A 15,583-nucleotide genomic window follows, 5' to 3' on the forward strand; every position below is an offset into this window, starting at 1 on the left:
ATTATAGTCGTGCCTAGGGAGCCAAAATTGAAGACCAACAACACCGATATTAAAGCATTAGTCAACGATATCGTTTCATCAACACAACAAGCTTTCGGCGATGAATGTGCCGCCATTTATATCATGGGCAGCCTAGCAAGGGGCGGCTTCAGCGAGAAATCGAGCGATATCGACCTCGGCATCATCCTTAAGGGCTCCCTTGAAAACGTGGCAGACCGTCTTGAACAGCTCCGTCTAGAGGTCGTCAGTCGATACCCGTCTATTAGTAACAATGTCTCTATTTTCTGGGGCTCTACGGCATCGATCAACGGCACAACAGACGAGGGGCGCTACCCGCCGTTTGACCGCCTAGATTTAATCGACCACTCTTTATTGCTTGCCGGCGAAGATATTAGAGAGGAGCTCGTTAGGCCTACTAAGAAAGAGCTCGATATCGCCAGCGCTGAGTTTTCTATTAGCTATCTTGGCAATCCGAAAAGGGTTGAAGAGTTCCATAACGTCTCCAGCATCACCGCTCAAGGCACGGTCTATACAAGCAAGACAATACTCTTCCCCGCCCGCTTTATTTATTTAGCCAAGACGGGAGAAATAGCAGGCAACGATGTCTCCTACCGATACTACGTTGACAACTTCAAGGGTGCCGACGCCGAGTTAGTACGACAAGGTTACGAGTGGCGACTACACGGCCTGCCAGAAGACCCAAAAGTAGCAAACGCCGCGCTTGATAAGGGCTTAGTAACGCTCTACACCACCTTTATCGACATCTTCATCGATAGCATGATGACCTACGGTGAATCCCGTCTATGTGATGAACTGACTCAATGGAAGCAGGCAATCACAGGCTAACTCCAGAACAACCGTGGTTACAGTATTAACCACGGTTTATTTCCCCAAAATAGATAAACTACTTGAGCCATGGAAAGCGCAATGATAAGACACATATTACTCATTAAATTCAAAGACTCGGCCACTCCCTCAGAAGTTGACACTGTAAAAGCCTTATTTAACGCCATACCGCAAAAGATTGAGGGTGTCATCTCCGTTGAGTGGGGGGTGAACGATAGCCCTGAAGGCCTAAACCAGGCGTTTAGTTACTCTGTATTGATGACCTTTGCCAATGAAGAATCACGACAACGCTACCTCCCTCATCCAGAGCATGAGGCTTTAAAAGCTATATTCTTACCATTACTCGCTGACATCATCGTTTTCGACTATACGATGTAACCAGCACTATCAAAGCGTCATGGAAAAACTGCTGACTCAAAAAGAGCTTGGCAGCAAGCTCCTCTTATCCGTTATCGCAACCGCAAAGTAAAAACATCATCAAAGTGTTTATTTTGTCGCACCAAAACAGACTCTAGACTTCTATGCTAAGCTTCGTTTTATATTCCATAGTAATGAATACAGAAGTGCTGTATTGAGCATCAACCGACGGAGAAGTTATTGCGCCCCACTGCTCAGCCCAAAACCATGACAGACAATAAGATTAAAAAATCATCGGCAATGAAGAGGAAGACACGCTATGTTCGATGACTTTCTACAGCAGGCATCCACTATCGCTCATGAAGATAGAAACTTTGAAGAGTGGCATCAAGGCATTGAGCACTACGGTTTCTGGGCAATCATCATTCGCAATCAACCCTGGCTGAACTTATATGCTGCCGCCAAGCAGCATGTTGATGGCTTAGTTTTAAAAAACTATCAGCGCCAAGCCCATATTACCATTGCCAGCTGTGGCTTAATGGCTCCGCAGCACTTCAGTAAACAGTTATTCCTACAGCAACAGCAGGCGCTCATCGACGCCAACATCGGTTGCTTTGGCCTAAGCGCGGGTGAAATCAACAGTTTTTCCGGTGCTCCCTACATCACCATCAACGACCACGAGGGTAAACTCAGCGCCATCAAACAGCTCTTAAACAACGTCAGCGCCGAAGACAGCCCAAGCTTGCAGTACACCCCCCATATCACACTGGGACTGTACAGCGAGGCTTTTAACTGTGCTTTAGTGGTCGACTGCTTAAAGCGTTTCCAGTGCCGAGCTATCCCCGACTTGTATGTCGATGAGATCTGCTTTTGCAGCTATGGCACTGATAGCATCCAAGGGCCCCTTGATATCATCGAAAGCGTGAAGCTGGCGCCCGTTAAGCTGCGCAATAGCGCAATCTAGCCTCGCATAGCACTCTCTATTTATTTGAAGCTATTCAAAAATTTTATAATACAGCCTCAAAACACTCAAGTTTAGGCGGCCCCATATAAATCTCTCTTTTAACTCCTGCGTTTTTGTGCGCCTTCTTGAAAGCTTCAGACTTAGTCCAGTCCTCAAAGGCAGCACGTGACTCCCAGGTAGCATGGGAAGAGAACAGTGTATAGCCATCTTCAGTATTCCCCTGCAACAAATGAAAACTTTTAAAACCTGGCACCGTCGCCAAGTGACTGTCGCGCCCTTTCCAGATATCGATGAAATCCTGCTCGCATCCCGGTTTGATTTTAAATCTATTCATTGCAATAAACATTGCCGCCTCACTTAGAGTAAATGATAAGTGGCCTTAATCTACCCTAACATTAGCTGCGACAGCAACAGGTGACACTCAGCCCTCAGTAAGCAAGCTGCTATTCATTGGAGTTCCTGAATGCGGCACAGCGGTACAACCAATAGGCACTAGAAAATAAACAGTCAAATTTCAATCAGTTAACTTTCAATCACTTAACGTCAAACTCTTTTTCGATTAAAATATCACCATCTTTCTCTATATACAGCCTCCAAACGCCGCGGACTATCTCTGTTTGATCCTCAAAGAAAAACGTATGCCACTGCACTTTCCCTGGCCTCAACAGGTACTTATAGCAGTCCTTTGTCGACGCAATACCCGTGACACTGTTTATTATTGGTGGATGAGAACCGCAGAAATTAGCCTCTCTGCTATTGCTAAGAGGCAGCATTGTCACCATATACCTAAAACCAAAAGTCGTACCTAAACTACCAATAATTCCATTAGTTTCCTTAATCTGCTCCAATGAGGATGACGGCCTAAAATAACCATTATAAAGGCCATAAGACTGCACCATCCTCCCGCTAGACTTCGCTTCATATAAACCAAAATCGATCATTTTTACTTTGATTCGTTCATCCGCAAAAGACAACAAAGGGAAAACAATAAGAAAAATAAAACACACCAATGCATTCAATCCACTCAAAATAAGCACCCCCGAAAGTCCACAGCAGCAGAAACCTAACAGCGCAGAATATGTCACCAGAAGAACATAGCCAGCATATTTTCATTTAGTTATTATGTTGAAATAAATAGTATCCAAGATATATTACGATTAAAAGCCACGAAGACATTAATGAACGACAAACTTACAGAAACTTAATCGAAATGTTAGCAGTGATTACAGAACGAACATCAACTTATTTTTTAATAAAAAATTAATAAAAACACGAAACACAATAACCACAAAAAAAAGACTACCTAACTTTGCTTATAATTTTTTTATATCAGAGTAAAAAACAGATCTGACAGAACTCGTTTTAAACAAAGCTCGAGCAGTATTCCGAATACGGTTTTTTTGGAGGAGGGGGTAAACCAAATCATTTCCAACAAAAACGTAACAGATCTCTCCCCTCTACAATAGGTCCCACCTTTTTCTCCGACTACTAACTACCACTACTAACTACCACTACTAACTACCACGAAATAACGACTATCAGTTTTTACTATAGCCAGATCTAGCTACGTTCAGCTTATTGAAAACTTAACAGATGGTACTAAAAGATGATGCTTAAACAGCACAAACACTCTATTTTGCCAATATAACACGAGTAATGAACACTAATTCACCGCTAAAATTCACAACACCATTATTACAGCACAAGACGGCTAATACGGTCAGGTCACTAGCACTGCATTACTTGTAAACAATAAGAAAGTTATTAATACCAAGGTCTAGTGCCGCACTTTCTAAAGAGAACGGAGATAACAATGAAGATTCGTGACATTTTAACGGCTACCGCATCCGTAGCAGGATCACTCAACCCCGCCTTAGGTGCCGCGATTGGCGCCATAAACCTGTTATTACCTAAAGAAAAACAACTCCCCATCACGGCCACTGGTGACGATGCTAGCAAGGCCGTATCTTGCCTTAGTGATGAGCAACAAGCACAGCTGTTACAGCACGAGATCGATGTTGAGATCAAAAAGATTGAAACATGGCGTGATATTCAAGAGGCCCACAGCAAGGCTGATAGCACGGGCCAAAGTACACGCCCTAGGATTGCTTATATGATGGCCTGGGCCGTACTACTCGCGGTTCTACCCCTCTGCTGGACCCTGGCCTATGCAATCACCAGTGAAAACGATGCGACGATCACCGCCATCAACGCTAGCTGGCCGTTTATAGCCGCCGCCATTGGCACGCCCACACTGTTGCTACGTGCCTATTTCGGCATGCGGACCAAAGAAAAAACGGCGCGCTATAAAGCCGCCAGCGGTCAAACAATTGACGGTTTACAAAGCCTCACTAACCTCATAAGAAAGTAAGCGCAGTGATTTAGCCCCCAACAGCTGCATCTTCCACGCTGTTGGTGGTCAATTAAAGCCGATCGTTGATTAGACGTCATACCAGCGTAGATTTAGCGAGATATTTATCCATCTCTTCCGCGGGCACCATACCACCTCCTGTCGCCCATACTAAGTGTGTTGCACTTTCCATCTTAGCGTCAGTCATATTAATACGCTCAAGGTATTCCGCATTATCTGCCACCAAAACGGGCCCAAACATACCGGCCAATGCTGAAGGCTCAAGCTTAATACCTTCAACCTGATTTAATAAGCCGAGTAGATCGTACATCCTCTGATCACTCACCGTGTAATAACCGTCAAGTAGCCTCTCCATTGCCCGACCGACGAAACCAGACGCCCGACCAACGGCTAAACCGTCAGCCGCAGTAATATTATCAATACCGATATCCTGCACCGCAATGCCATCATGCAACCCCGTATGGACCCCCAACAACATACAGGGAGAGTGAGTTGGCTCAGCAAACACACAGTGCACATTATCACCAAAAGCCATTTTGAGCCCGAAAGCCACACCGCCGGGGCCACCACCTACACCACATGGAAGATAGACAAATAGTGGATGATGCTCATCCACCACAATACTCCTCTCTGCAAACTGCCTCTTTAATCTTTCACCTGCGACAGAGTAACCGAGGAATAGTGTTTGAGAGTTTTCATCGTCGATAAAGAAGCACATTGGATCCTTTTCTGCCTCTGCGCGCCCCTGCTCTACTGCCACACCATAATCTTCACTGTACTCGACAACATTAACGCCATGGAAACGAAGCTTGTCCTTCTTCCACTGTCGCGCATCGGCTGACATATGCACGCTAACCGTAAAACCAAGCTTTGCACTCATCATGCCGATTGACATACCAAGGTTACCCGTTGAACCTACTGCGATACTGTATTGACTAAAGAAAGCCCTAAACTCATCACTAAACAGCTTGCTGTAATCATCTGACACCGTCAAAAGCCCCGCCTCAATGGCAAGCTTTTCGGCATGTACCAATACCTCATAAATTCCACCACGGGCTTTTATCGAGCCTGAAATCGCTAGGTGACTGTCTTTCTTTAGCAGTAGCTTGCCCTTAATTTTTCCGCCAAAAAGTTGCTCGAGTTGCGCTTTCATCTTTGGAATCTCAACAACCTCAGATTCGATGATGCCAGCTGTTACCGCTGTTTCGGGGAAGACCTTCACTAGGTAAGGGGCAAAACGCGCCAATCGATCACTCGCACCTTGAACATCAGTACTATCAAGCCCCACATGAGGTAGCCCTTGCTCTAACGTGGTAATGCCAGGGTTAAACCAACTGACTTCTTCTAACGCAATCAGTTTTTTTACCAGAGGGTAATCAGTTACTAGCTGCTCAACTGTAAAATTATTCATAATTTTTCCACTTTAGTTCTTAAAGCGAGCGCGAGACTCTAAGCCACTTCATTAACGACAATTGATCGCTTTATTGACGTTTTAACCAAGTCACAATGGGTACTAATCAAAATCAGTTACTATTCAATATTTATCGCTTCAGAAGTCCATGCACCATTAACTTGCGCTGACACCAACAAAGCATTGGCCTCTACACCCACCTCCGCTAACGGCCCCTTATGATCCCATGCTGCGCTTCTACCAACCGGCTCCCAAACACCGGTTGGAGCATTGTGGTTAGCGACAGTTACAAGCATATGGTACTTGCTTGCGTAAGACGCCAGCTTATCAGTATCAGACGCATAGCCGCTGCCGCCGATTAAAACTCCGGCAACATAAATTGACACTCCATGTTCCGCATAATGCTTCACATGCTCCTCATTATTAGTATCGGCGCAGATTGCCATAGCGATTTTATACCCCTTAATATCCAGTATTTTAAAGTCACTCCCAGCCTGAAAGAACAGATCCTCTCCAGGGTGTAAGTGTATTTTGGAGTACGAAGATATATCACCGTCAGGAGAAAAAATGATGGCCCCTATTTCTGGCTTGCCTCCTGTTACTATCGGTGCACCTGCAACCACATAGATATTACCTTCGATAGCCATTTCCTGAAGAGGCTTTAGCCTTGCATCCTCTTTTGTTAATGCAAGCTGCTGGGCGAGTTGAGGCTCATAACCTGTTAACGACAACTCAGGAAACACGACCACTGAGGCAGCATTATCCATCGCACACTTTATTGCCCTAACATGTTCCTGCAAGTTATAGGCAACATCACCTTTCTTAGAGGTGGTTTGGGCGACCGCTATCTTAAAATCTTGCATTAGACCCTCCACAGACTCTCCGCGTAACATCACAGCCTTCCAACCACTACTGCAGAATATTACCGAGAGTGGCCTTCCAGACTGAAAGCTGACCTTTCAATAACTTACTGAACACCCACCTATTATTCCAGCAACCTATACGATGGCTTAGATAAGCATTTTATAGACATTACGGATCAAATAGTCATTACTATCGAGTTATTATCTATCGAAGCTATTGCCATCGTAGGCCTAACGACCTCTCCTAATTGAAGAACCATCCTATCGATCAACAGCTCAACATGAGAACGAATTAACAAGGAAAGAGACAACACCTTTCTTGCCGCCCCCAGGCTGCAATCGGGACCAGGGGGTTACTTCTACCACTACATCATTAACCAAGCTTCAAAACATGCACTAAATAATCGTGACGACTGTCCTCATAAGGGGCTTCCTCTGTCTCTGCCATCTCTGTTTGCCCCCCCCAATTGTACATATAGCCATCTTCATTAATGTAAACCCAGTGTCGCAGCCCTAAATATTTTGTCCCTTTATCAGCAAAAGTACCGACACCACAAACGCTGTTTTTATAACGACTTAAATTCTCTTGACTCCAATCCGTACTATGGTGTTTCACCTCTACCGCCTGGGCGCCGATCCATTTAATATAAGCCATTAGCGCCCCCTTAGACATAGCGATTCCCCAGCCTGCCTCTGTCGCTTTTGCCTTATCGGTGCTACCTTTTCCCGTGATCGCACTAAGCGCAACTTGGCACTCCCGAATCAATATATCAATCGTTTTGTTAGCATGCACGCCGCCAAATGTTTGAGTAAAATTCACCATATCATCTGCCAGCTCTTTATTTTGCTTCGCGTACTTTAAAAAACTCACGACAGACAAGCCCAAATTATATTGCAGCTCATCCTTACTCAGCCCATCCAACGCATCACCGCCATTTTTTGACAGTAATATTCCATGAATTACCGACACAAAACCACAGACACCACCCCAATACTTCTGATCAAAGAGTTGCATAAAAGACCTTCCCTGTAAGATAAAAGTAAAAAATCCGTTCAATATCCGCCCTACCCTTAGGCAACTTCAGCGCCACATAGGTTAACGAAGAGCAGAAAGGAAGACAGACAGATCTCTGCACAGACTATAAATCCGCAGAAAAAATATCTATCTATAACGAACAGAATAAAACAAAATAACCTCCAAATAAACAGGCCTATCTAAAAACCCCCTAAAGAAATCAAGCAAAAAAATATAACCAATAAAACTCTACTGCTTTTTTGAACAATTAAGTCAGCCATAAAAAAGAGCAACGCCTAGACATATTTACAGTAGAAACATCATCACATGGATCAGCTACCTAAAGCTGAAAGAGCTAGCTTCAGGGCTTGGTAGATAAATCAGGGAGGACTTTAATGCAAGTAGGTTTCGTGAAGAGCCAAAAGAGGCTGGCGAACTTAACTATACTGACGAATGCGTAGCAAAGGTAATTTATCCGAGCGATTACCGCGACATCAAGAAAACAGAAATCACAATTGATTAGAAGCCGCCCAAGAAGACGGCTTAAAAAATCTTAAAACTCTATATCAAGGCAATGCTTATACGCCTCATAAGTCGCTGTGTTTACATTTTTTACGGCCTCTAGCGCCGATGCTGCTGCTTGCTTTGCATCATCGAACTCGACCTTATCACCCCTGGTCTTCGCCTTTAACATACGCTTAACCGCAGGATCTAATACTGACTTGTCAATTGGCTTCATATTATTTCCATTTATTTTTATATCGTTTTAAGCGTAAACAAAAAAGCCAGCCCTTGCAAAGCAAAGGCTGGCTTTTAGAATTTGGTGGAGCCTAGCGGGATCGAACCGCTGACCTCAACACTGCCAGTGTTGCGCTCTCCCAGCTGAGCTAAGGCCCCACATACACACTACCTTGTGTGCGCCGCCATTCTATAGAAATGCCGGCACGAGTCAATAGCTTTGCCGTAAAATAATCACCCGTGCCGTGGCACCAGCGCCACCCGGTGCACTGAGTCACTCTTTCTACTAGATCACGTTTGACTTCCCCGACACAGTACGCTCGAATAGTCATTTTAGTCGCTAGTCTTTAGCATTTAATCAAATTCGTAAGTGATGTTAAAAGAGCCGAAGCGTGTCGCCTCCCGTTGCGTCTCATAGCGGTCTGTACCACGCACAACTGTCATCCCCAGCACCCACTGACCAAGCTCCACCGCCCCGCCAATGGTAGCGTAGGCCTGACCGTGAATAATATCGACGCTTGCGCTGTCTTTAAAGGTATTGCCATCGATAAAGATCTCGTTGGCCACCCAGCTGCCCGCCAGCTTGGCATAAACCTGCCAACCGCCAACACTCGGCGCTAAAGGATCCCCGGCTCGCGTTGGTATCAAAGACGACAAAGGGAAGCTCTGTGCCAAGCCCTGCCCCCAGCGCACACTAATACCAGCCCCCACATCGCTGCGCAGGTTGCCGACGCCAGCGCCAGCACCGCCAATCACATCAAACTCAGTACCATTATCAAAGGCAACACTCTGCAACCGCCAGTTGCGACTCCCCTCGACACGAAAGACCAACTCATTCTCCAGCTGGCCGTCCCAGCCCTCAGGCTTATCGGAGTCAATCAGCTCGTGAATAAACTTCTGCGTCTGCTCGGCTCCCGAGGCCGGGCCGACAATACCGATACTGAGCTTGGCATGATCGGCAATATTCTCCTCGTAACTAGTCAAACCCACCTGCCACAACAACAGGCCGGCGTAGGGTGCATCTCCTTCTGGCGGCACTTCTTGCGTAATATCGATCGCCGTCTGCATACCCTGGCCGAAGCCGTAATCAATATTATAGCGACGCCCGTCGCGCTCTAGCGGCGCCTTATCAGCCAACCAATCAATCCAACGCGGCAGGTTATTCTCATCGAGCGTCGCCTGATCACGATACCCCCAGGAGAAAACAACACCATCGGTATAGCCGCCGTCCTCCTGAAAAAGCACATCGTTTTCAAGGGAGAAAGAAAAATAATCGATATCTTGCGCACTACTGCTAGCGACTGGCAAAAGGACGAGCGGCAGAACAAGCGGTGTCAATAATTGCTTCATCAAAAACTTCTTTTATCGTTTGTAATGTTGACAGTATACGCACAAGTACATAGATCAAGCAAAAACGTATAAACACACAATCTGCGAGAAAGCCGGAGAAAGGAGCAAACTAAATTAGGCGTTAGTTGAGCTAGAGTCAGCTGCGGCATCACTTACAGAGACGCCAACATGCACGCTAACGCCCCTGTATAGCGGCGGGAGGCTAGCCTAGCTGAGCGTAGGCTTTATCAAGCTTTTTCAGCTTCTTCTTACCGAAGCCACCCAACGTATCGTTGATGGCATGACGCAGACGAGCACGACTGACATCAGGACCTAGCAACACCATAGAGTCCATCACCGAAATCGATTCAGTGGTACCCGCAATGGCGACAAACAACGGCGGCAAGAAGTCTTTCAGTTTGATATCCATCTCGCCGGCCAGCGTTTTTAAGGTGTCGAATATGCTGTCGCGCTGCCATTGGCGCAGAGCTTCTAGACGCCACAAGGCAAACTGCATCAGCTCCATCTGCTCCTCTAACGCTAATTTGTTCGCACCAAAGTCAGCCTCGCTCAGCTTGAGCATACCGGATAACAGGTAGCTACCCAACGGCGCTAAATCGCTAAAGGTCTCCATGCGTGGCTTGGCATAAGGCAGGAACTGCATCAGCTTGTCACGGTTGAAGGCCCACTCAGTGAGCTTATCCGCCAGCTCGTCATCACTGAGATCGCGAATCCATTGACCATTCAGCCAGTTCAGCTTCTCAGTATCAAAGATCGGCCCACCGAGAGAGACGCGCTTGATATCGAAGGCCTCTTGCATCTCAGCTAGGGTGAACTGCTCACGCTCATCCGGCATCGACCAGCCCATACGCCCCAAGTAGTTAAGCAGCGCCTCGGGCAAATACCCCATCTCTTTGTAGTAAAGAATGCCCGTTGGATTCTTGCGCTTTGATAGCTTCGACTTATCGGTGTTGCGCAACAGCGGCAAGTGGCAAAGTGTCGGCATCTCCCAACCAAAGTACTGGTACAACAAGATGTGCTTAGGCGCCGAGTTGATCCACTCTTCACCACGGATAACGTGGGTTATCTCCATCAGGTGATCGTCAACTACGTTCGCTAGATGGTAAGTCGGCATACCGTCCGCTTTTAGCAAGATTTGCATATCGATCTGCGCCCACTCGATATCGATCTGACCGCGCAGCATATCCTGCACTTCACAGATACCCTCGCGAGGGATATCCATACGTACCACATGAGACTCGCCGGCAGCGATACGGCTGGCGACATCTTCTTTACTCAGATGCTTACAGTGACCGTCATAACCGATGTGCTGTTTGTTGGCAGTCTGCTCGGCACGCAATTCATCAAGGCGTTCAGAGGTACAGAAGCAATGGAAGGCATGCCCCTTATCGACTAACTGCTGAGCGTAATCACCGTAGATCTCACGGCGCTCACTCTGACGGTATGGTCCCTTGCTACCACCACAATCAGGGCCCTCAGCCCAATCGAGCCCCAACCACTTTAGCGAGTCGAGAATTGCCTGCTCAGATTCCGGCGTCGAACGGCTCTGGTCGGTATCTTCGATACGAAGAATGAACTCGCCGCCATGGGCCTTGGCAAAACACTGATTAAACAAGGCGATATATGCGGTACCAACGTGGGGCTCACCAGTCGGCGATGGGGCAATACGGGTGCGGACAGTCATATTGATCTCAATACATTAAAGGGGCTGCGGTCAGCATAGACGGGTCATAGCGCGACTCGACTACAGCAGAAATAGCGCAATTATAAGGCTAACGCGGCAAATAACCACAACTCCATCTTGGAAAAAGCCCAAAAGGTTACTAATATCGAAAAATCAAAGCATTAAAGCTATAACTTGACCTCTAACAAATAGCTGCAGATTAACCAAATAGACTGGTTGTTCAATTTTTGCTCAATCGGGCAACTTATGTTATATTATCACCCTGAATTGATAGCGGCTGCCCCCATGCCCCCTCATCGCGAGAGCACGGTGCAGCTTACAGGACGATACCACTTGATCTAGCAGTACAAGAGCTCGTTCTCGGTTGAGCCGAGACCTCGAAGTGCCAGCTGTTCAGCTGACAGTGCATACAAGCGACTAAACAATACTCTGTATTTATTCCCTTTCGTCTCTAAGTCATTAGGCAACATGAAAATTTATCGGTCTTTTTCCCCGAAAGATTGATGTATTTGTAATGTTGATAATATGGCACAGGTTTTCTTGTGACCCACTGCTCATTTGGTGATTTAATCATCAGATAGCGTACTAACAACTAGGCTAATTTCGAGAAGAACGCATGGCAACTGACAAACATCCTGAGCTTTCTGAGACCGTCACCACGACAGATCAGTCAGATGTGACAACATCCAAGCAGTCTAATAACGCAAGCACTGAGGGTCTAACGAAGACTCTACCCAGTGACAGCGATCAGACTACTATTGCCGATCAACATGCAGATACCGACGATGCCAAGGCTCTAGCCAAAGAGCAAGAAGCGCTAGCTGACGAGAAGCAAGAAAAGCTCGACGACGAATCCAAAAGCGAGGAAGCGTTAGAGACTGAAGCTGAAGAGGAAGTGGTCGATGAGTTAGTCGTCGACGAGGAAGAGCAGTCCGAGGTCAGCGAAGAAGAGCTGGTCAACCGTCGCAGCAATAGCAGCCAACAAGATTTAATCAACGCCACCGTATTCAGCGAGGCCACTGCTGGCTTCGATACTGAAGCACCAGAAAGTACCCCCTTCGACTTTCTCGAAGAGGATAATCTACCTGCCGCCGAAGTCCTCAAGGGTGGTAACAGCAGCCAGGCGCAAGAAGACATCATGCTCGTCAGCCAGGGCAGCATTGGTTCCAGCCGAGCGACGGTATGGCAGGTCGAAAACAACGGCGAAGGTGAGTTCGGTCAGCTGACTGTTTCCGGCAACGGCAACTGGTCCTTCGAGCTGGCTAACGATAACCTCAACGTCCAGGAGCTCGCCCCCGGTGAAGTGCTCAGCCAGACCTTCGTAGTCAGCTTCGCCGACGACTTTGGCCGAGTGATCTCCACTGAGGTTACCGTCTCTGTTGTCGGTACCAACGATGCGCCACAGTTTGTCGGTGATAGCGAGGGCCTGCTTGAAGAGTCAAACGTACTCGGCAGCAGCGGCCAGCTCAACATTGTCGACGTCGATGCTAGCGACCAGCACAGCATCTCCTTCACCGACCACTCAAGTGACTACGGTCAGTTCTTCATCAACCAAGACGGCGCTTGGCGCTATGAACTCAATGAGAGTTACGCCGTCGAGAGCTTGTCGACCGGTGAAACGATCACCGAACAGTACCCGGTCACCGTCACCGATCGGTTTGGTGCCTCAAACACCGAAATCATCACCATCACCATTACTGGTAGCAACGATCTACCGGTGATTGATGCAAGCAGCGTCGTCAGTGGTGCTGTGGCCGAGACAGAACAAAGTAGCGATAACCAAGAAACCCTTGGCTCAACACTCACCAGCACAGGGCAGATGCAGTCATCGGATATCGACGCGCAACAAGGTGGCGTCAATGATCACAGGTGGCAGGTGCTTGAGAACGACAACCTAGGCACACTGACTATTGACCCCATTACCGGTCAATGGCACTACAGTCTCGCCAACGACCTAAGTGAAGTCCAACAACTTGGCCAAGGTGAAACGCTGACAGAAACGTTTCAAGTCAGCGTCGATGATGGCGAAGGTGGTGTCGCCACCGAAACTGTCACGATTACCATAACAGGTAGTAACGATGCGCCGTTCATCGATGCCGAAAGTACCCTCTCAGGCTACGTCGAGGCCGACACAGCAGAGACGATATTACAGACCGGCGGACAACTACAGTCTTCCGATACCGATACGGGTATCGGTGGTCAGACTAATCATCAGTGGGCGATTGTCGACGGTGACAACCGTGTCGGCGAATTAACCATCAACCCTGATACCGGCGAGTGGTCATACCAAGTCGACAAGAACGCGGCAGAGATACTTCACCTCAGTACCGGCCAAACCTTCGAAGAAAGTTTCGTCGTCAGTGTCGACGACGGCCACGGTGGCGTCACCACTGAAACCATCACCGTCACTATCGTCGCCACCAACGAACAGCCTATTATCGAGAGCAGTAGCGTCACTTTCGGCGACGTTCACGAAGATGTCAGCCAAGATAGCAGTGACATGCTAACCAGCCAGGGGGGGATGGTTTCCAGCGACAGCGACAGTTCCATCGGCGGGCTAGGCAGTCACACCTGGAGCGTCATCGACGGCAACGACAGCAATATCGGCAATCTTTCAATCGACCCCGCCAGTGGCGAGTGGGTCTACCAGATTGCCAACAGCGACAGCCAGGTGCAGCAGCTCGGCGTCGGCGAGACTTTCCAAGAAAGCTTTATTGTACAAGTCGATGACGGCTTGAAAGATGGCAAGACGACACAGGTCATCACGATCACCGTCACCGGTACCAACGACGTGCCCGTTATTGAAGGCAGCAGCCAGCTCACCGGCGACGTCGTCGAAGATGACAACGCCTCTACCCTCAGTACCAGCGGTCAGATGGTGTCCAGCGATGTCGATGCCGACGATAGTCTCGGCGGCCTCGACGATCACACCTGGAGCGTCGTCGCAGACCCAAGCAGCACTAATCTCGGTAGCCTCACTATTGACGAAAACACCGGTGAGTGGACCTACGAGATCGACAACGGCGAGAGCCAGGTACAGCAGCTCGGTGCCGGCGATACCTTCACCGAGAGTTTCACCGTCCAAGTTGACGACGGCCAGGGCGGCATCACTACCGAGATCGTCACCGTCACCGTCACCGGCACCAACGATGTGCCCGTGATCGAAGGCAGCAGCCAGATCACTGGCAACGTGGTGGAAGAAGCCGATACCACGACGCTCACCACCAGCGGCCAAATGGTCTCCAGCGATATCGATGCCGACAGCGCCACCGGTGGTCTCAACGACCACAGCTGGAGCGTCATCACGGATCCGAGCAGCAGCAACATCGGTAGCTTGAGCATCGACGCAGACACTGGCGAATGGACCTACACGATCGCCAATAGCGAAAGCCAGGTGCAGCAACTCGGTGTCGGCGAGAGCTTCGAAGAGCAATTTACTGTTCAGGTCGACGACGGCCAGGGCGGCATCACCACTGAAATCGTCACCGTTACCGTCACCGGCACCAACGACGTGCCTGTGATCGAAGGCAGCAGCCAGCTCACCGGCGACGTCGTCGAAGATGATAACGCTTCTACCCTCACCACCAGCGGTCAGATGGTGTCCAGCGATGTCGATGCCGACGATAGTCTCGGCGGCCTTAACGATCACACCTGGAGCGTCATCGCAGACCCGAGCAACACTAATCTCGGCAGCCTCGCTATTGACGAAAACACCGGTGAGTGGACCTACGAGATCGACAACGGCGAGAGCCAGGTACAGCAGCTCGGTGCCGGCGATACCTTCACCGAGAGCTTCACCGTCCAAGTTGACGACGGCCAGGGCGGCATCACTACCGAGATCGTCACCGTCACCGTCACCGGCACCAACGATGTGCCCGTGATCGAAGGTAGCAGCCAGATCACTGGCAGTGTCACCGAAGACGACGACCCGACCCTCTCCACCAGCGGCCAGATGGTCTCCAGCGATATCGATGCCGACAGCGC

13 protein-coding genes and 1 tRNA gene are annotated in these 15,583 nt (G+C 48.5%); 5 read left to right on the top strand and 9 right to left on the bottom strand.

Going from position 1 to position 15,583, the window contains the following annotated elements; all coding sequences use genetic code 11:
• Positions 1-27 precede the first annotated feature (27 nt).
• The 3 genes from EDC56_RS18490 to EDC56_RS18500 all read left to right on the top strand — a co-directional run bounded on the left by EDC56_RS18490 (position 28) and on the right by EDC56_RS18500 (position 2,167).
• On the top strand, positions 28-846 hold the full coding sequence (locus EDC56_RS18490; RefSeq protein ID WP_123714076.1) for a nucleotidyltransferase domain-containing protein: 819 nt from the start codon (positions 28-30) through the stop codon (positions 844-846).
• Positions 847-927: 81 nt separating this feature from the next.
• Entirely contained in the window at positions 928-1,224 is a 297-nt protein-coding gene (locus EDC56_RS18495; protein WP_123714095.1) for a Dabb family protein, read from the top strand.
• Between the two features lie 298 nt (positions 1,225-1,522).
• Positions 1,523-2,167, top strand: a complete 645-nt coding sequence (locus tag EDC56_RS18500) for a hypothetical protein (protein WP_123714077.1) — start codon at positions 1,523-1,525, stop codon at positions 2,165-2,167.
• Positions 2,168-2,210: 43 nt separating this feature from the next.
• Here the strand turns inward: EDC56_RS18500 and hmuQ are convergent, their stop codons facing one another.
• Positions 2,211-2,501, bottom strand: coding sequence for a heme-degrading protein HmuQ (hmuQ, locus tag EDC56_RS18505; protein WP_245980748.1), 291 nt, complete (start codon positions 2,499-2,501; stop codon positions 2,211-2,213).
• 199 nt (positions 2,502-2,700) lie between these two features.
• Positions 2,701-3,195 carry a DUF3859 domain-containing protein gene (locus tag EDC56_RS18510; protein WP_148059464.1) on the bottom strand — a complete coding sequence of 165 codons (495 nt, stop codon included), beginning with the start codon at positions 3,193-3,195 and terminating at the stop codon, positions 2,701-2,703.
• A gap of 785 nt (positions 3,196-3,980) precedes the next feature.
• Here EDC56_RS18510 and EDC56_RS18515 point away from each other — a divergent pair.
• Positions 3,981-4,538, top strand: coding sequence for a hypothetical protein (locus EDC56_RS18515; RefSeq protein WP_123714080.1), 558 nt, complete (start codon positions 3,981-3,983; stop codon positions 4,536-4,538).
• A gap of 76 nt (positions 4,539-4,614) precedes the next feature.
• Here EDC56_RS18515 and EDC56_RS18520 read toward each other — a convergent pair whose 3' ends face one another.
• The 7 genes from EDC56_RS18520 to gltX all read right to left on the bottom strand — a co-directional run bounded on the left by EDC56_RS18520 (position 4,615) and on the right by gltX (position 11,599).
• Complete coding sequence (locus EDC56_RS18520; RefSeq protein WP_123714081.1) at positions 4,615-5,949, bottom strand: D-serine ammonia-lyase; 1,335 nt, start codon at positions 5,947-5,949, stop codon at positions 4,615-4,617.
• 119 nt (positions 5,950-6,068) lie between these two features.
• A complete protein-coding gene (locus tag EDC56_RS18525; protein WP_162844247.1) occupies positions 6,069-6,812 on the bottom strand; it encodes a carbon-nitrogen hydrolase family protein in 744 nt (247 codons plus the stop codon).
• 373 nt (positions 6,813-7,185) lie between these two features.
• Positions 7,186-7,827, bottom strand: coding sequence for a hypothetical protein (locus tag EDC56_RS18530; protein ID WP_123714083.1), 642 nt, complete (start codon positions 7,825-7,827; stop codon positions 7,186-7,188).
• Positions 7,828-8,380: 553 nt separating this feature from the next.
• Positions 8,381-8,566 carry a hypothetical protein gene (locus EDC56_RS18535; protein ID WP_123714084.1) on the bottom strand — a complete coding sequence of 62 codons (186 nt, stop codon included), beginning with the start codon at positions 8,564-8,566 and terminating at the stop codon, positions 8,381-8,383.
• An 82-nt stretch (positions 8,567-8,648) separates the two neighbouring features.
• A tRNA-Ala gene (locus tag EDC56_RS18540) sits at positions 8,649-8,724 on the bottom strand.
• 195 nt (positions 8,725-8,919) lie between these two features.
• A complete protein-coding gene (locus EDC56_RS18545) occupies positions 8,920-9,915 on the bottom strand; it encodes a lipid A deacylase LpxR family protein (protein ID WP_123714085.1) in 996 nt (331 codons plus the stop codon).
• Positions 9,916-10,117: 202 nt separating this feature from the next.
• Positions 10,118-11,599: a glutamate--tRNA ligase gene (gene gltX, locus EDC56_RS18550; protein ID WP_123714086.1), complete on the bottom strand. Its 1,482-nt coding sequence runs from the start codon at positions 11,597-11,599 to the stop codon at positions 10,118-10,120.
• A gap of 616 nt (positions 11,600-12,215) precedes the next feature.
• Between gltX and EDC56_RS18555 the strand changes: the two genes are divergently transcribed.
• A partial coding sequence (locus EDC56_RS18555; RefSeq protein WP_211333764.1) for a VCBS domain-containing protein occupies positions 12,216-15,583 on the top strand: 3,368 nt, incomplete at its 3' end.

Source organism: Sinobacterium caligoides (genome assembly GCF_003752585.1).
Lineage (GTDB): Bacteria > Pseudomonadota > Gammaproteobacteria > Pseudomonadales > Sinobacteriaceae > Sinobacterium > Sinobacterium caligoides.